Raw genomic sequence first — 18,176 nt, 5'->3', positions numbered from 1 at the left:
TTTTATTGGGGTTTTTCATAATTTTTATTAGGTTTGTTACCAACCAATAGAAAATCATATGCCAAACACTAACCAAGAAGATGCTATACTCTTAAGGAGATTATCAGAAAATGATTATCAGGCATTCCAAGCAATATATGAAAAGTATTGGAAAATGTGTTATTGGAAGGTCGTTGAAAAATCAGGAAATGAGCTACTTGCGGAGGAGATTACACAAAAAATTTTCATTTCATTATGGGAGAAAAGAGAGCAACAAAATATCCAACATCTTCCATCTTATCTTCATGCCGCTATTAAGTTCCAATTTATTAATCACATCCGAGCACAGTTACATTTAGAAAGGTATACAGCCAATCAGCAGGAACAGACACTGGTAGACAATTCTGTGGAAGACCAACTTAATTATAATTGTTTAGCTGGAGCTATTGAAGAGGGTATTGCCAAATTACCTGTTAAAACCAAGGAAATCTTTGAATTAAGTCGAATGGAAGCCTTTTCTATCAAAGAAATTGCGCAACGCTTAAAATTATCTGAAAAAGCAGTTGAATATCATATCACCAAATCCCTGAAAAGTTTACGTGTGTCGTTGAAAGATTATTTATTAGTCTGTGTAACAGTGTTTTCCTTTTTTTTAAAATTTATTTTTAGGGTATAAACTTACTTAATTGACTCTATATGATAGGTCGGGGAAAAAGACCAATTATATAAAGCTAAATTATGAGTAGACGTGATTTTCACCAGTTACTTTTGCGTTATCTATCCGGCGAGTGCAGTGCCAAAGAAAAAGAATGGATTGACAGCTGGTATGACGAGTTGAATAAAGAGTTTAAGGGAGATAAGGCGTCCATTGATTTAAATTCACTGGAAAAGGAGCTGTGGGAGAAAATCAATCAGCAGACACAACCGTCATCATCTTCAAAAACCATTTCGTTAAGTAAAACGATAAACTTCCCTAAAATATGGTTGGTAGCAGCTTCTTGTAGTGTGTTATTGCTATCCACGCTGTGGTTTGTGCAGAAGCGATTAGAAGAATATCCAACAGATGCATCCTTTGTGTCAAATGTTCCTACCAATGAGATTACCACTATCAGGAACGATACAGATTCGGTTAGCTTGGTAGTGCTGCCAGACAGTTCTACCATAAAGCTTTTTGCCAAGGCGAGTTTACGGTATGCTGCTACGTTTTTGGATAATAGAGAGGTACACGTAACAGGTGATGCCTATTTTCAGGTAAAAGCCAATGCCAGTAGACCATTTTATGTTTTTCATAACACAACCATTACCAAGGTATTGGGTACATCCTTTTTGATTCGTAAAATGCCGGGAAAGGAAACAGAGGAAATCACTGTGTTTTCCGGTAAGGTGGAAGTAATAGATAATAGTAGACGAAAAAATGTATTAAAAAGAGTGTTGTCAAAACCTGAAAAAGTTCAATTAACTACAAACCACCGCGCTGTATTGGACGATGCAAAAGGGCGGTTGGAAGAAGGAATAGCTGCACATCCTGTTCCGGTTTCTCCCACGATATTGTCTTCAGTTTCCTTAAACTTTACTGAAATTACATTGCACGAATTAAGCAGTCGTTTAGAAGCTATTTATGGCCTACCTATTTCACTTGACCCATCTTTAACAAATACGACTTTTACGGGAGACATCCAAGATATGAGTCTATTTGATCAGCTGGATATTATTTGTGAGGTAACGCAAACAAATTATACCGTAAAAGGCAAAAAGATTTTAATCAAACAATAAACAATAACAACCAAAAACAAACCAATGACATGACAAAAACAGACAGCAGTTAACGAAAAAAAGGCCGGCAATATGGGGATATCGCCGGCTTTAAAGGATAAAATAATGATTTTTTGGGCCACTGTCGAAGGGAAGCCCTTACAAACCAAAATTTTTCTAATTTATGAAAAAAGAACGAATTACTGCTTTAATTACAACAGCGATGAGAATATCCTTTATTCACGCTTTGCTCATCTCTATAGGTACATTTTCTTCTTATGCGAATTCCGCGGAAGCACAGGGTGTACTTAAAAAAAACGTCCATATAACAGCGACGAAAATGAGCCTGAAAAACTTGTTACAACAGGTGGAGAGTCAGTCTCAGGTTAAGTTTGTGTACAGTCCTTCTGCTATTGGTGCACACCGGATAGTGGAAGTTGATATACAAGCATCTGATTTAGCGGCTGTCTTAGACGGTGTACTTGCTCCGTTGAATATTGCTTATAAAATTGATAATGGAAGGATCCTATTATCGCAACAGGCCCAGCAGAAAGAAATCACCGGTCGGGTAATCGATGCTGCCAGCAATGAACCACTGCCTGGCGTTAGCGTATTGGTAAAAAACACCAACAGTGGTATTTTAACAAATGAACAGGGCGCATTTTCACTGACGGCAAATGTTAACGATGTAATCGTTGTTTCTTATATCGGTTATACCAGTCAGGAATTTACGGTAACATCGGAACAGGATACCTATAGTATCAGTTTGGAATCGCAGACCAGCGATTTGGATGAAGTCGTAGTCACAGGTTATTCAAGCCAGCGTAGAAGGGATATCACAGGCTCGGTAGCCGTGGTAAATGTAAATGAGATGAAGAGTCAACCCGCGGCAAGTGCTGTGGAAGCGTTGCAGGGAAGAGCACCGGGGGTGAATATCGTAACCGATGGTGCGCCGGGTTCTACTCCGCAGATCCGTATCAGGGGCTTCAGTACAATTAATAATAATGAACCGCTTTATGTAATAGACGGTGTACCTTATGAAGGGAAGCTTAGTTGGTTGAACCAAAATGATATAGAAAGTATGCAGGTACTTAAAGATGCGTCTGCAGCGTCTATTTATGGAGCAAGGGCAAACAATGGGGTCGTGATTGTTACCACTAAGCAAGGGTTGGAAGGAAAACCTAGAATTACGTTGGATGCTAATTATGGATCGCAAGTGCCCCGGTCGTCGGGCTTTCCAACGATGATGGGTCCACAGCAATACGCAGAAAATCTTTATCAATCGTATCGTAATTCAGGTTTAAATCCTGCAAGTGAACTGTCTCGGCTTTACGGAGGTGGAGAAAACCCCGTATTACCGGGCTATCTTTTAGCGGGTTCAGCTATTGGCGCTGATGTCACACCCGAACTGGCAGACCCAGCCAATTACAATTACTCACGTGATCCGGGAACATTTTATCAAATCACTGAGGCCAATCAAGCTGGAACAAACTGGTTTGACGAAATGATGGGCAGTGCACCCATGCAGAACTATCAACTTGGTGCCACAGGCGGTAGCGAGAATGCAACCTATGCGATGTCTGCTGGTTATCTTGGCCAAAAGGGTATTATCAAACATACAGGTTTTGAGCGTTTTAATCTTCGGTCGAACACCCAGTTCTCCGCATTCAATAATAAGTTCAGGTTTGGTGAAAATGCACAATACAGCTATACCGAAAATTTTGGAATGGGGTCTAACGTAAATGTACCGGGTGAATATCAAGATGAAGGTAGTCCTCTCGGCTTTGCCTATAGGATTCCAACAATAGTCCCGGTTTACGATGTCATGGGGAATTTTGCGGGAACCAGAGGGGGGATGTTAGGTAATGCTCAGAACCCCTTAGCCATGTTGTATCGGGGAAAAGATAACAAGAACCGAAGTAATTTCTTTTTTGGAAACGTCTTCGGTGAAGTAGATTTAGCGAAAGGACTTGTTGCGCGTACCTCCTTTGGGTTAAGGTATGAAAATTATAATGGTTTGAGTATGGCTTATCCAAACCTCGAATTTTCAGAGGGCACAAACAATAATAACCTGAGCGAATACCAGGGATACAATACAGAATGGACTTGGACCAACACCTTAAACTACCGGTTAAACATTAACGACGATCACATACTGACCGTTTTAGCTGGTACGGAAGCCATCCGTAATAGAAGCCGACAATTAAATGGTGCACGTAATGACTTTTTTGTATTAGGTAATTTAGATTATTATTATCTGGATACCGGAACGTCTAATATCAGTAATTCAAGTTTCGGTGATTTAGGTTCTTTATTCTCCCTGTTCGCCAAGGCCGACTACTCTCTCAAAGACCGCTATTTGTTCAGTGCAACGGTTCGTCGAGACGGTTCTTCGAATTTTGGTTCCGAAAATAAGTATGGTGTTTTTCCCGCCGGTAGTTTTGCATGGCGCTTGTCACAAGAGGAGTTCATGAGTGAAGCCGATTGGCTCACAGATCTAAAGGTCAGAGCAACTTATGGTATCACAGGTAATCAACGTATACCGGCATTCCAGTTCCTTGACCGTATCCAATCATCGTTAATCACTTCCACTTACCCGATCAATGGCTCGGGAAGTGTGACAGGTATCCGCCAACATGCTTATAGCAATCCGGATGTAAAATGGGAAGAAGTATCGCAGCTGAATTTTGGTTTAGATTTTACGTTGTTTAATGGAAAGTTCGATGGAACCTTCGATTGGTACGATAAAAAGACAACAGATATGTTGTACCAAGTGCCTTTGCCATCAGTAGCCGTGGGCGGTGGTACTTCTCCCTACGTGAATGTGGGAGATATGCGCAACCGCGGTTTTGAAATTAACTTAGGATACCACTATGGCAGGGAAGATGATCGTCCTTTTAAATTTGATGTAGGTCTAAATTTCACGCGAAATGTCAACGAAGTATTGAGTTTAGCACCTGGCGTCACTCAACAGATTTACGGTAACTTTAGAACGTTATCTACTACTGTATTAAGAGCAGGTGCACCTTTTGGTTCTTTCTTCGGCTATCAAGTAGCGGGAATTTACCAAAACGAGGCGGAACTTGAATCAGAAGCAACGTATGCGGGTGCTCGTGTAGGTGGACTTAAATATGCCGACATCAATGGCGATGGCGTTATTGACCCAGAAGACCGTACAATCATCGGTAACCCGCATCCTGATTTTATCTATTCTATCAGCTTCAACGCATCTTACAAGAACTTTGACGTTTCCATGTTCTTCAATGCATCGCAGGGGAATGATTTGTACGAAGCAACTCGTTATTTCACAGACTTTACCACATTTGATGGTGCGTTAACCACACGCTTATTGGATGCTTGGAGTCCTACCAATACGGGCAGTAATATTCCATCTCTTTACCGTGGAGCTTCTGATTTTGAATACGCTTCTTCCAGTTATTATGTACAGGATGGCAGTTTCTTTAGAATGCGTAACCTGCAGATTGGTTATACGCTGCCAACAGAAAATATGTTTACAAGAGACTGGGGTATTGATAGAATGCGGATATATTTAGGAATAACGAACCTGTTCACGATCACCAATTACACTGGTCTTGATCCTGAAGTCAGTCAGGCAGGAGGCGGGGCCTATCCGGTGCTTGGGGTAGACCGCGGTATTTATCCGCTCAATAGGCAGTTTTTGTTCGGGGTTAATTTAAGTTTTTAATTGGATTAAACGCGTAAAGAAGATGAAAAGATTAAAACATATATGTATTGCAGTGATAACGTTGACAACGATACTTTCCTGTAGTAAGAGTTTTTTAGAGCCTAATCCTCAAGGGGAGTTGACTTTTCCGCAGGTAGAGAGTAGAGAAGGAGTGGAAGGTTTACTGATTGGTTCTTACTCCATGCTGAACGGCAACATAGAAGGACTTTGGGCTAGCTTTAGTTCGGCTCCCAGTCAGTGGTTGTTTGGCGACGTTGCGGCAGATAATGCACATAAGGGCAGTAACAATGGTGATCAACCGAACATGAATTTCATTGAGCAGAATCGGCCTACGAGCACTAATGATCAATTGGAAGTGGCTTGGAACCGTTTTTATGAAGGTATCACGCGTTGTAATAATACTTTAAGGGTACTGGCAGATCTCCAGGCTGGAGACGACGAGAAATTTGACGAGGAGCGTGCCGTGCAGATTCAGGGCGAAACACGTTTATTACGTGCGCATTACTATTTTATGCTCAAACGTTTATTTGTAAACGTACCTTGGGTAGATGAAGGCGTCACCTCTACGGAAGATGCGGCCAATACCCCGAATGATAGTGATATTAGCCCAATGATTGAAGAAGACCTACGCTTCGCCATCGAAAACTTAACAGAGGAAAAGTATAACGGAGAAGTTGGTCGTGTCAATCTACCTGTTGCACAGGCGTATCTAGGTAAATTTTTACTATATCAGCAACGACATGATGAAGCTTTGCCTTTTCTGCAAGCTGTAATAGACAGTAAGCCAGACCTTGCAGGTTTATCTTTTACAGATAATTATGATATTACGGCCGAGAATGGACCGGAATCGATTTTTGAAGTACAGCATGGTTTGAATCCTGATGGAAGCGGTGATAATGCCAATACCGGCGACATGTTGAATTTCTTCTACGGAAATGCCCCGATCAACTGCTGTGGCTTCTTGCAACCATCCTTCGATCTGGTTAATGCTTTTCGTGTTGATGATGATGGGCTGCCGATGTTGGACGGAAGTTATCGGGATGATCCTTACCTTTCCGATTTTGGATTGACTGGAAGCGACAAAAGTAATTATCAGGTCGACCGCACCTTGCGGGTTGATCCACGTTTAGATTATACCGTGGGCCGTAGGGGCGTTCCCTTCCGTGATTGGGGAACTATGCCAGGAGATGCATGGATACGTGATCCAGGTTTTGCAGGTCCGTTCGTTGGCATAAAACATACCATTGAACAGGCACAGTTTGCAGGCAATACCGTGGCAGGAACGGTACAGGTCACTGGCTTAAATGTAAAAATCATTCGATTGGCCGATGTATACCTGATGGCAGCGGAGTGTAAAGTAGAGTTGGGAGACCTTCCGGGAGCACTCGAGCTGGTCAATGCAGTACGTAGTAGGGCGGCTAATTTAGCACCAAAAGTTGCGGGGGGTTCACCGGTTGCTGACTATGACGTACAGCCGTACCAGTCCTTCCCCAATGCAGAATATGCACGTAACGCAGTACGCTTCGAAAGAAGATTGGAACTCGCCTTAGAAGGACACCGTTTTTATGATTTGGTGCGTTGGGGTGTCGCACAACAGGTACTTGATAGTTATTCGGGCTTTGAAGGAGGTTACTTGAGCATCTCAAGAAACTTAAGCTTCCAACCCCAAAATGAGTATTATCCGATACCACAGACAGAACTTGATCGAAGCGGGGGCATCTTGACCCAAAACTCAGGTTATTAAGAAAATATTCGGAATGTGTTATTATGCCGGTGAAATATTATTTCACCGGCATATTTTTTTTAAAAATAGCTTTACTTTCAAAAGAAAAAAGTAGGTTTGTGTTGTAGTGAAAAACGATAAGTCAACCATACGAGCGTGGGCCATGTTTGATTGGTCGAATTCTGCTTATAACCTAGTTATCACATCCACTATTTTTCCAGCGTATTATACGGCTATTACCACCGCAAGTGATGGGGGAGATCGTGTAAGCTTTTTTGGTTTAACATTTATCAATACTGCGCTGGCAAATTATTCTTTGGCTTTTGCTTATTTAACCATGGTGTTTGTATTACCCCTTTTGTCGGCCACAGCAGATAATAGAGGCAATAAGAAAACTTTCATGAAAGGCTTTACCTATTTAGGTAGCTTTGCCTGCATAGGACTGTTTTTCTTTAAATTGGAAACATTGGAATGGGGTATTATCTGTAGTATCTTGGCCGCTACTGGTTATATCGGGGGAGTGCTTTTCAATAATTCATACTTACCGGAAATTGCAAGTGTTGACCAACAAGATCGCGTAAGTGCCCAAGGTTTTGCTTATGGTTATATCGGTAGCGTACTGCTTCAGATCATTTGCTTTGTGTTTGTACTGAAGCCAGAGTGGTTTGGCATAGCAGATGCCAGTTTTGCACCGCGTCTTTCTTTTTTATTGGTAGGTGTTTGGTGGATGACTTTTTCGCAGATTCCTTTTAAAAAATTACCTGAGGGAAGAGCTAATGGGAAAAAGTTGAGTAAACACGTATTAAAAAGCGGCTTTAGCGAACTAAAAGCAGTTTGGAGGCAAATAAAACAATTGGACGGTGTGCGGAAATTTCTGGGAGCTTATTTCTTTTACGCTATGGGCGTACAGACAACCATGCTGGTGGCTGCTGCCTTTGGCGAGAAGATATTACATTTGGGCGCTCCCAAGCTAATCGCAACGATCTTAATTATACAATTGGTAGCTATTTTAGGTGCCTATATGATGTCTTATTTGGCAAATAAGATGGGCAACATGCAGGTCCTGGCAATAGTGGTTCTGATATGGATAACTGTTTGTGTTAGCGCGTATTATATAAATACAGAAGTGCAGTTTTATTTACTGGCGGCCGTTGTTGGATTGATTATGGGCGGAATACAGTCGCTCTCACGCTCCACCTACTCTAAACTTATTCCGAAAGATCAAAAAGACACAACTGCATTTTTTAGTTTTTATGATGTTACTGAAAAGTTAGCCATCGTAATTGGCTTATTTTCTTTCGCTTTCATAGAGGAGCTAACGGCTAATATCAGATATTCGGCTTTATGTTTAGCTTTGTACTTTGTTGTGGGCCTATTTTTGCTAGTTAGAATAGTGCTTGAAAATAAAAGGGGAAGAAAACACTTGGAGCATGTGCTGTAATACCGAAGCAGGTATCTAGCACAGTACGTATTGAAAATAATCAGCAACATGAATGTTAATTTATTTATACCTTGTTTTATAGACCAATTGTACCCAACAACTGCTTTTAATACGGTGAAAGTTTTAGAGAAGGCGGGGTGTAGCGTACAATATAACGTTGAGCAAACCTGTTGCGGGCAGCCTGCTTACAACGCAGGTTATTGGGATGAGGCCAAAGATATTGGAACTAAATTTCTAGAAGATTTTGCCGATTCAAAATATATCGTATCACCTTCGGCCTCCTGTACGGGTATGATTAAAAATGGCTATAACGATTTGTTTACTAATTCTATGGTACATAATCGATGCCGATCAATACAAGGTAGCATTTATGAGTTATCTGATTTTTTAGTTAATATTTTAAAGAAGGATTATTTTGGCGCTGAACTGGAGGGAAAAGCGGTTTATCACGATTCCTGTTCGGCACTTCGGGAGTGTCGAATTAAAGAAGAACCAAGGCTCTTGCTAAAAAACGTGGATGGACTGGAACTGATGGAGATGCGCGATACCGATATGTGTTGTGGCTTTGGTGGTACCTTTTCGGTGAAGTTTAGTGGTATATCCAGTGCGATGGCTGAGCAGAAAGTAAATAACGCACTGGACGCAGGTGCAGAATACATTATCTCTACCGACGCTTCCTGTTTACTCCATTTACAGGCATATATCGATAAACATAATTTGACGATGAAAACGATGCATCTGGCGGATGTTTTGGCGCACGGTTGGGGAAATGTTTAGGGAAGACCCTATCGTGAAGCACCCTTTGTTACAAAAGCTTTTTCAAAACATTGTCATTTTCATAAGACAGCTACACATCGGTGTTAACAAATTTGTAAAGCACGTTTTACACGCATTGAAAAATTTTCAAAAATTCAACAGAAGCTGCATTTTATTAGGTTTTTTGTCTAAAGTTTCTTTTTACGTTGCTATTTTTGCTTTAGCAATAAAAGGAAGATATGGAGATAGCTTTACAACGTTTATTTATGTTTACTTCGGATTTGCAGCGGTTAACTGGCAAGAGTATGCGCACTTGCCAACGGATGATGCAACAGATTAGAGATACTTTCGCTTTAAAAAGTTGGCAGCCGGTGACGATCTACCATGTTTCAAACTACATGGATACATCTGTAGCGGAAATTGCACGGGTGCTGAAGCTGCGAAGGAAGTAACGCTTAGTAATGGCGAGCGGACACTCCGCTCGAAGTGAAAATTTCATGTTTTAATAAATAGCCACGGCGCAATGAAAGCCGTGGCTTTTTTATGTGTCTAACCTGATCATCGTTATCATATTTCCACTTGTCTTTATCGTGAAGTCTATTGATTTCAAGATTAAGTTGATCAACTTGAAGGTGATGTCGATTGACTTTATAGCATTTCCGATTTTCTTGGCCTTAATACCTGTTGATTTTATTGTTAAGTCAAGCGGCAACGACTTTTAACCAATCAACTTGATCGCAAATTCAAATAACACAACAGCTAATTAATACTACTTGAAAGCTATCCCATTGAGCTAGATATTCAAGTTGATTGTTTTTGCTTCCATGCTAGTTGACTTGAACTTCAATCCAATTAGCATGAACTTCAGGTCAATTGAAAATAGAAGCGGTCCAACTGGGAATAGATGAAAGACAACAGGTTTTTTATGCAATGCAATAGACTTGATCTTAGCAACAATCATCTTGATGTTCCATTCGATTGGATCCAATATGAAGACGATCTACTTCAAGGTTAAGTCAATTAGCAATGCGTTAATGTCAATTAACTTCATCATGAACCCATACAGATTTGCTGCCAGGTAATACAGAAAAAACAATGGTTTTCGGCGAGGTTTATCGATTTCTTTTTGTAACAAACGCGACAAAAGCGTCAAAAAACGACAAAAGCGTCAAAATCGGACATGCCTTTTTCTATATCTACTAACCTTTGTAACATACATCAAGGAGTGATGTAAGATTGAAAACTATAAAAGTATATGAAAAAGAAAAAAAGAAGCCGATGTCGACCTCCTTAACTGGCGGTATTTCATTTGAAGATCGTGCAGTTATGCTGCACTTTACGGTGACGATCAATGAGACGATCAACCAACAGAATTTTTCACAAATTTTAAATTTTAGAAATTATGCAAAACAATAGACAAGCAAATTTAGGTTTTAAAAGATTTTCAGACGATGCACTCGCTACATTAGGTGTTACGGTGATTACTGCAATGGCAGACAATCCGCATTTTGGAACGCCGGTACCGGCCTTGGAGGATGTGCAAATATTGGTAGACGACTTCCGTGAAAAGCTGGCGAGCACCAGAAGGGGCAGCCCGTTGAATACCAGTGAAAAGAATCATAGTCGCCAAATTTTGGAAGGCGAACTGAAAAAATTAGCCTTTTACGTCAACACGGTAGCGGATGGCGCTTTACACGTTATTTTAAGCTCGGGTTTTCCTGTACGGCAATCGAGAACGTCGGTAGACATCCCAGCTATCCCGGAGCGTTTACGATTAATGGACACATCGCAAAGCGGGCAACTGCGATTAGATTTTAACGCCGTTAAGGGTGCCTGGGAGTATGAGTATAGGTACGCTACTTCATTGGATGAACAGGGCGAGCCTGATTGGGAGCAATTGTTCACCAGTACGTCGTCGCGTAACAATGTGCTGGCACCCTTGGAGCCAGGTATAATCTGTCGTGTTAAGGTGAGGTCGCGGAACGGTAAAGGAGTGAGCGATTGGAGCGAACCTATTAGTCGAATGGCGCGATAAGTCCTGCCGGTAGGAGCAATCGTAATACTCCTACCGGCGCTATTTTCTCATTCATGTACTTAGACGATAAACAACAGCGCTTACATTATTATTAAACAAATACGCTATGTATAAAGATGCGGTGTAACTTTTAGGTTAGCCCGTTCCAAGATCAAAGCGTGTGCATACTGGTTTTACCAAAACTGCCAACCAAAAAATAGGTTAACTCCTTTATATATTCAATTTTTTTCCTAAATTGCCTTCCTATAAAACCTTACAACATGAACAATAGACGTGAATTTTTAAAGCAGCTGGGTATGGGTGCTTTGGGGCTTTCTGTTTTACCAAATTTACCTTTGGAAGCCTTTGCTTCATCTGGCAAAAAAATGTTTTTTGATATTTCATTGGCACAATGGTCATTGCACAAAACGCTTTTTGCAAAAGAACTGGACAATCTCGATTTTGCCGAAACTGCTGCAAAAAAATATGGCATTTTTGGTGTAGAATATGTAAACCAATTTTTTAAGGACAAGGCGAACGATAAAACCTATTTACAGGAAATGTTGAAGCGCTCGAAAGACAATGGTGTTAAAAATGTGCTGATCATGATTGATGGTGAGGGAAACCTAGGCGCACCAGACGACTCGGAAAGAAAAAAAGCGGTGGAAAATCATTATAAGTGGGTAGAAGCAGCTAAATTTTTGGGATGTCATGCCATTCGCGTAAACGCTGCCGGTAAAGGAACACCTGAAGAAGTAAAAGCAGCCGCTGTTGATGGTTTAGGGTCGTTAAGTGAATTTGCGTCCAAGCATAAAATTAATGTGATTGTAGAAAACCATGGTGGTGTATCTTCAGATGGCCAATGGTTAAGTTCGGTGTTAAAGGAAGTAAGTAAAAAGAATTGTGGCAGCTTACCGGATTTTGGTAATTTCTATGAGTACGATAGGTATCAGGGCGTAACCGATTTAATGCCTTTTGCCAAGGGAGTAAGCGCGAAAACACATGATTTTGATGATGAGGGAAATGATACCGTAGTAGATTATCTCCGCATGCTTAAAATTGTAAAAGATGCCGGATATAAAGGATACGTTGGTATCGAATATGAAGGTGACAATTTAAGTGAAGAAGAGGGTATCAAGAAATCAAAAATACTCCTTGAAAAAGTTGGAGAAAAACTTAGTTAATACAGCTGATGCTGTGTTTTATCTTAATAAAAAGGTCTTTAGCATTTATTTTATCTGTAAGCCATGCTATAATATAAAATAAATTTTTTTAAGTTTGAACAGGCTCATGAGATGAAATATCCATGAGCCTGTACAGTTTAACCATTTTAATATAAACTTAACTTTACTGTAATATACGTGGGGCCTGTAATACTTAATTTTGATGAGATTAAGTTAATGCAATTTTATTAAAGGGTTATAAATGACAGATCTAAAAGAATATACCTATTGGCAAGATTTTATCGGAGGATGTGATCGCGCGTTTGAAGAACTTTACAATATGTATATCGACCGTTTATACACTTTTGGAAAGAAATATCATCGCGATAGTGAGTTAGTCAAAGACAGTATACAGGATTTATTTACAGACCTTTATAGGTATAGAAATAATATCAACCCTAACGTAAACGTACGGCCTTATCTTTTCATTTCTCTACGAAGGATTATATTAGACAAAATCAGGAAGGAAAATAGGGCGCACGATCTCCCTCAGGAATTATATTATACTTTTACTTTAGAATGGAGTACAGAATCGCAGTGGATTCAACGGGAAGAAAATCAGCATCTCTACCGAAAACTTCAAAAGCTTATTACGCTTCTGCCGTCCCGTCAGCGAGAAGCGATTTACCTGAAATTTCATGAAGAACTCAGTTATGAAGAAGTAGCGGAACTTATGCAGGTTTCGGTTGCCACTTGTAGAACACTTATTTACAGAGCAATTAAAAGTATACGGGAGAAGGTAGATCATGTGCAGGTGATACAGCTGCTCTGTATGGTTATTGGTCGTCAGCAGATGAAATGACAAGCCCCATAGGTTAACCTCTTATCTTTAATCGGTCACCACACATGCGATTAATAAAAAAGATAAAATAATTGTCTATAAAAAAGAGTTTATCCCCTCTCTCTTATAAAAAGGCCATGATCACCGCTTATGGGTGGACGCATAGGTATGCGGAATGAAAATGGCAGTAGCCCGCATGAACAAAAGGAGAAACATCACAGAAAACATCAAAAACACGCTTGAAAATGCTCGTGCGGAAAAATTAACGACAAAGGAGAAAGAACAGCTTTGGGCAAGTATTGTGACTCGAACCATTGATAGCCCTGTATTAAAACGGCATAGAAGACGGAGCGTTGGGTGGTTATCTGTTGCCATGGCAGCTGTTTTCTTTGGAGCATTTTACTTTTTTTACCATTATAAAAAAACGGATGTAGATATCGTAGTAATAGCAAAAACGAATAAAATGCATTTTCGGGATACCGGGGAGGTCCAACTACTGGATGCTGATAAGAGAAGCCATGAGCTAATGGCCGATTCCGTTGTCAATTATACTGATGCAGCTGATCTGCATGAGACTGTTCCCGTTGTAAGCAAGCAGAATAAACAATCCAGATTTAGTTCTATTAACGTTCCGTATGGTAAGCGGACGGAAGTGTTGCTGGAAGATGGCTCGAAAATATGGCTAAATGCGGGGTCGACCCTAACTTTCCCCGAGCAGTTTGCCGGAAATCAACGAGAGGTATATTTGGAGGGTGAGGGCTATTTTGAAGTAAAACACGAAGCGAATAGACCCTTTATTGTCCGATCTGATTATATGGATATTAATGTACTCGGAACTACATTCAATTTAAGTGTGTATGCCAATGACCAACAGCATACCGCGGTGTTATTGAGCGGAAACATTGAGGTGCACGAAACAAAGGAAAGTCATTTCGATAAAAAAATACTTGAGCCAGGTACAATGGCGGCCGTCGATCGCAAAAAGGGAACAATCGCAGTTAAGGAAGCTGCAATTGAAGAATCAATTTCCTGGACGAAACGACAGTTGTTATTAAACCAAACACCTTTAAGTGAAATTGTAAAAAAACTGGAACGTGTTTATAATACAAAAATTCTTGATCATACGGGATTACCTGCTGCGGATACCTTCTCTGGTAGCTTAGATTTAAGTCAACCTTTACTAGCTGTTTTACAGCACGTGTACGACCAGGAAGAATATGCGGCTACCCAGATAGAAAGGAGGGTATACATTAAAAGAAAATAAAACCAAGCAATGCATTAAAGCATGGTATGTAAACGGGACAAGTGCTGGAACACTTTCCCGTTTAATGAACTAATTAACTAGAGTATCAATTAATTATTTACTAAAGTATGCATTTTTTTTATGCCTGCCAATCCTGTAGTGTACAGGCAGGTTTTATTTCAAAAATTTTCCGAATGTTGAGGTTAACGGCATTTATGGTATGTATTAACATGGTTAGTGTATACGCTAATTCGTATTCACAGAGTAAAATCAGTGTACAGATCAATGAGGGAAAACTCACGGACCTGTTTCACGAAATACAGCGACAAACTAAATATTCTTTATTTTATAGTGACAAAATTGTCGCTGGGAAACAAGTGTCTGTAGCTGTTGATGGCGAAGAATTACTTGATGTTTTAGATAAGGTTCTAACCGATAATTCTCTTATTTACAGTATTTCAGGTAATCAGATAACGATAAAAGAAAGCAAGAAACCAAGATTGAAGCTGAACAGGCCACGCCAACAGGACTCCACAGTCACCATTAGGGGGAAGGTATATGACGACCAGCAACCAGCAGGCGCCTTGCCCGGAGTGCTCGTTCGGATTAAAACCGGCCAGGGTGGTGCTACCACTGCTGAGGATGGCGCTTTCTCTGTTCAGGCCAAACCTGGTGATATCCTGGTCTTTTCTTCCTTGGGATACCTTCCTGCCGAACGACGTATAAGTGGTGCCGATGATAACTTTAACGTGTTTCTCGAGGAAGACGTAGCGTCTTTGGATGAGGTGGTAGTAGTGGGGTACGGTACGCAGAAAAAGATAAATCTAACCGGTGCGGTATCGGCGATGACGGGTGAAGATCTGGAAAGCAGACCGATTACCAATGTTGGTAGAGGGATGCAGGGCTTGTTGCCAGGTGTTACCGTTAGAAATACCAGTACGGTGCCCGGAGGGAACGCCCCATCTATTCGGGTACGCGGCGTTGGTACCTGGGGCGACGCCTCGCCGCTAGTTGTCATAGATGGAATTCCCGGTGGCGATTTAAATATATTAAACCCCGATGATATCGAGAGTATTTCGGTATTAAAAGATGCGGCCTCTTCTTCTATCTATGGCGTTCGGGGTGCAAACGGCGTCATATTGGTTACTACAAAAACCGGGAAAAAAGGAACGAGCCCGAATATCTCTTTGAATAGTTATTATGGACGGCAAACGCCAACGGCACTACCCAACTTCTTGGGATCTCCAGAGTTTATGGAACTACATAATGAAGCTACAAGAAACGCAGGGCAAACGCCCGTTTACTCCGCCGACCAGATCGAGACAGCACGCAACGGTTCTGATCCAAACTATTTTGCCAATACCGACTGGATAGATGAAGTTTATAAAGACTATGCACCACAACAGGGGCATAACCTGAATATTAATGGCGGTGGGGAGAATATGAATTACTTTCTTTCCTACGGCTATTTAGGCGAAGGTGGATTGGTGGTAGGCGATAACTTTAAAGCTAATCGCCATAATGTCCGCGCGCGTATCAACACCACGGTGCTCGATCGTTTGGCCATTGATGCGAATATCGGTTACATTGACAGAGATGTTAATAGTAGTGCTGGCGGAAACGGTGGGCGGGATCTATTGGCAGCAGCTACCAGTATACGCCCATTGGTTCCGGTACGGTTTACAAACGGAAGCTGGGGTTATCACGGCGGCCAGAGTAACCCCGTAGCACTGGCAAATGATGGCGGATATAATGGTTTTGGTTCGCAGGAGGTAACCGCGAACCTGAGTGCTACACTCCAGATTATTGATGGTTTAGATGTGAAAGCGCAGTATGGTTTGGTTCGTTCGAATGGAAAACGAACAATTTTAAATTCTACCATCAACTACTATAGTCCAGACGACAACGAGCGGATTTATCAGAATAATTTCCCCAATTCAATAGATGTTAGGGATTATACCAATTTATATCAAACCTTTATCGGTACCGTTAATTATGCCAAAACTTTTGCAGAAAAGCATGAGCTAAGCGGTCTTTTAGGTGTTTCACAGGAGGAAAATATTAATAATTATTTCGAAGCGACCCGTCAGAATTTGCCGGTGGAGACCATACCCTCACTGAATCTGGGCGTTGATAACCCGCTAAATACAAGTAGCGGATATCAATATGCGCTACAATCCGTTTTTGGTAGGGTAAATTACGCATACGATAGTAAATACCTGTTCGAAGGAAATTTCCGTTATGATGGTTCTTCGCGTTTTGCTCCCGAAGTACGTTGGAACTGGTTTGGATCAGCCTCTGTTGGATGGGTGTTCTCTGCCGAAAATTTCTTTGAGAATTTACGTTCGACCATTGAAACCGCTAAATTGAGGGCTTCTTATGGTACACAGGGAAATGACCGTATAAGGAGAGGAGACGTTGATCTTTACTATCCCTATATGTCTATTCTGGAACCCGCGCAAGTTGGGTCAAACAACCCCATTGGTAATCAACCCCGCATCGGTTTTCGACAAACAGAGTTTGCCAATCGTATCGTGACATGGGAACAGGCGGAGAAGTTCAATGTGGGGCTGGATCTAACCATGTTAAATGGTCGACTAGATATTGCAGCCGATTATTTTATCAATAATACCAATGATATTTTATTGAATCCACCGCTACCGGATGTTATCGGTATGGGCACGAATTACCCCTCGCAGAATGCAGGGGCGGTACAAAATAAAGGATGGGAGGTCAATTTGGCGTGGCAGGATCAAATCGGAGAAGTAAAATATGGCGTGAATGTCAACCTTTCGGATGTTAGGAATAAAATTACCCGCTTGGATGATTATGCACAAAATTTAGGCAATCAGGTTCGTTTGGTAGGGCATCCCATCGATGCGCTTTATGGTTTTATAGCAGATCGCATTGCGCAGGTAGACGATTTTGATCTCGTCGATGGCGAATATGTGCCAAGGTTTCCCTTCCAGGCCGGAGATCTGGTAGGTCCGGGTGATTTGATCTACCGCCCGCAAAATCAAGATGACGAGGCAATTACCGTTGGTAAAGACCGCCATATTCTGGGCAGTGATATTCCGCGTTACACGTACGGGTTTAGGGGAGACCTGGCGTGGAAAGGAATCGACTTCAGTTTCTTTATACAAGGGGTTGGTAAAGCGGATGGATGGTTAACGGGGTCTGCCCGTCACCCCTTCATGAACAACAGCGCAATGCCTCAAGAGGTACATTTAGATCGATGGACACCGGAGAATACAGGTGCGGCCTATCCCAGGTTTGTATTTAACAGAGACCATAATACGAGGCTTTCTTCTTATTGGATTGAAAATGCTGCCTATTTACGCTTAAAGAATATCCAGTTAGGATATACCTTGCCCGATCGTATTACAGAGAAATTCAGGGCGAGCAAGCTACGGTTTTATGTATCTGCCGAGAATCTCTTTACGATGAGTGATTTCTTTTACGGATATGACCCCGAAGCGTCTGTTGGACAGGGAGCAAACTTTTACCCACAACTGAAGACTTTTGTTGTAGGCCTCAATGTGAATTTTAGATAGACTG

General features: G+C 41.3%; 12 protein-coding genes. All 12 read left to right on the top strand.

Annotated features, from left to right (window positions below):
- Positions 1 to 58 precede the first annotated feature (58 nt).
- The 12 genes from H8S90_RS20790 (at position 59) to H8S90_RS20735 (ending at position 18,172) form a co-directional block, all read left to right on the top strand.
- A complete protein-coding gene (locus tag H8S90_RS20790; RefSeq protein WP_187339714.1) occupies positions 59 to 655 on the top strand; it encodes an RNA polymerase sigma factor in 597 nt (198 codons plus the stop codon).
- A gap of 62 nt (positions 656 to 717) precedes the next feature.
- Positions 718 to 1,752: a FecR family protein gene (locus H8S90_RS20785; protein WP_187339713.1), complete on the top strand. Its 1,035-nt coding sequence runs from the start codon at positions 718 to 720 to the stop codon at positions 1,750 to 1,752.
- A gap of 163 nt (positions 1,753 to 1,915) precedes the next feature.
- Complete coding sequence (locus tag H8S90_RS20780; protein WP_187339712.1) at positions 1,916 to 5,437, top strand: TonB-dependent receptor; 3,522 nt, start codon at positions 1,916 to 1,918, stop codon at positions 5,435 to 5,437.
- 22 nt (positions 5,438 to 5,459) lie between these two features.
- Positions 5,460 to 7,181, top strand: a complete 1,722-nt coding sequence (locus tag H8S90_RS20775) for a RagB/SusD family nutrient uptake outer membrane protein (RefSeq protein WP_187339711.1) — start codon at positions 5,460 to 5,462, stop codon at positions 7,179 to 7,181.
- 106 nt (positions 7,182 to 7,287) lie between these two features.
- On the top strand, positions 7,288 to 8,601 hold the full coding sequence (locus tag H8S90_RS20770) for an MFS transporter (protein WP_255501680.1): 1,314 nt from the start codon (positions 7,288 to 7,290) through the stop codon (positions 8,599 to 8,601).
- A gap of 48 nt (positions 8,602 to 8,649) precedes the next feature.
- Positions 8,650 to 9,378, top strand: a complete 729-nt coding sequence (locus tag H8S90_RS20765; RefSeq protein ID WP_187339710.1) for a (Fe-S)-binding protein — start codon at positions 8,650 to 8,652, stop codon at positions 9,376 to 9,378.
- Between the two features lie 218 nt (positions 9,379 to 9,596).
- Positions 9,597 to 9,809, top strand: a complete 213-nt coding sequence (locus H8S90_RS20760) for a hypothetical protein (RefSeq protein ID WP_187339709.1) — start codon at positions 9,597 to 9,599, stop codon at positions 9,807 to 9,809.
- Between the two features lie 950 nt (positions 9,810 to 10,759).
- On the top strand, positions 10,760 to 11,392 hold the full coding sequence (locus H8S90_RS20755; protein WP_187339708.1) for a fibronectin type III domain-containing protein: 633 nt from the start codon (positions 10,760 to 10,762) through the stop codon (positions 11,390 to 11,392).
- 260 nt (positions 11,393 to 11,652) lie between these two features.
- The gene (locus H8S90_RS20750; RefSeq protein ID WP_187339707.1) at positions 11,653 to 12,555 is read left to right on the top strand and encodes a sugar phosphate isomerase/epimerase; all 903 of its coding nucleotides are present in this window, start codon (positions 11,653 to 11,655) and stop codon (positions 12,553 to 12,555) included.
- A gap of 241 nt (positions 12,556 to 12,796) precedes the next feature.
- Entirely contained in the window at positions 12,797 to 13,396 is a 600-nt protein-coding gene (locus H8S90_RS20745) for an RNA polymerase sigma factor (RefSeq protein ID WP_187339706.1), read from the top strand.
- 175 nt (positions 13,397 to 13,571) lie between these two features.
- On the top strand, positions 13,572 to 14,639 hold the full coding sequence (locus tag H8S90_RS20740) for a FecR family protein (protein ID WP_187339705.1): 1,068 nt from the start codon (positions 13,572 to 13,574) through the stop codon (positions 14,637 to 14,639).
- A gap of 173 nt (positions 14,640 to 14,812) precedes the next feature.
- A complete protein-coding gene (locus H8S90_RS20735) occupies positions 14,813 to 18,172 on the top strand; it encodes a TonB-dependent receptor (RefSeq protein ID WP_255501679.1) in 3,360 nt (1,119 codons plus the stop codon).
- Positions 18,173 to 18,176 lie beyond the last annotated feature (4 nt).

The sequence above is a fragment of the Olivibacter sp. SDN3 genome (genome assembly GCF_014334135.1).
GTDB lineage: Bacteria > Bacteroidota > Bacteroidia > Sphingobacteriales > Sphingobacteriaceae > Olivibacter.
Note: the sequence above shows the minus strand (reverse complement) of the source record. Positions and strands in the feature narration are given on the sequence as shown.

Excerpts from the sequence above, each read along its gene's own strand:
- H8S90_RS20790 (WP_187339714.1), top strand. The coding sequence starts at position 59 with ATGCCAAACACTAACCAAGAAGATGCTATACTCTTAAGGAGATTATCA.
- H8S90_RS20785 (WP_187339713.1), top strand. The coding sequence starts at position 718 with ATGAGTAGACGTGATTTTCACCAGTTACTTTTGCGTTATCTATCCGGC.
- H8S90_RS20780 (WP_187339712.1), top strand. The coding sequence starts at position 1,916 with ATGAAAAAAGAACGAATTACTGCTTTAATTACAACAGCGATGAGAATA.
- H8S90_RS20775 (WP_187339711.1), top strand. The coding sequence starts at position 5,460 with ATGAAAAGATTAAAACATATATGTATTGCAGTGATAACGTTGACAACG.
- H8S90_RS20765 (WP_187339710.1), top strand. The coding sequence starts at position 8,650 with ATGAATGTTAATTTATTTATACCTTGTTTTATAGACCAATTGTACCCA.
- H8S90_RS20760 (WP_187339709.1), top strand. The coding sequence starts at position 9,597 with ATGGAGATAGCTTTACAACGTTTATTTATGTTTACTTCGGATTTGCAG.
- H8S90_RS20755 (WP_187339708.1), top strand. The coding sequence starts at position 10,760 with ATGCAAAACAATAGACAAGCAAATTTAGGTTTTAAAAGATTTTCAGAC.
- H8S90_RS20750 (WP_187339707.1), top strand. The coding sequence starts at position 11,653 with ATGAACAATAGACGTGAATTTTTAAAGCAGCTGGGTATGGGTGCTTTG.
- H8S90_RS20745 (WP_187339706.1), top strand. The coding sequence starts at position 12,797 with ATGACAGATCTAAAAGAATATACCTATTGGCAAGATTTTATCGGAGGA.
- H8S90_RS20740 (WP_187339705.1), top strand. The coding sequence starts at position 13,572 with ATGAACAAAAGGAGAAACATCACAGAAAACATCAAAAACACGCTTGAA.
- H8S90_RS20735 (WP_255501679.1), top strand. The coding sequence starts at position 14,813 with ATGTTGAGGTTAACGGCATTTATGGTATGTATTAACATGGTTAGTGTA.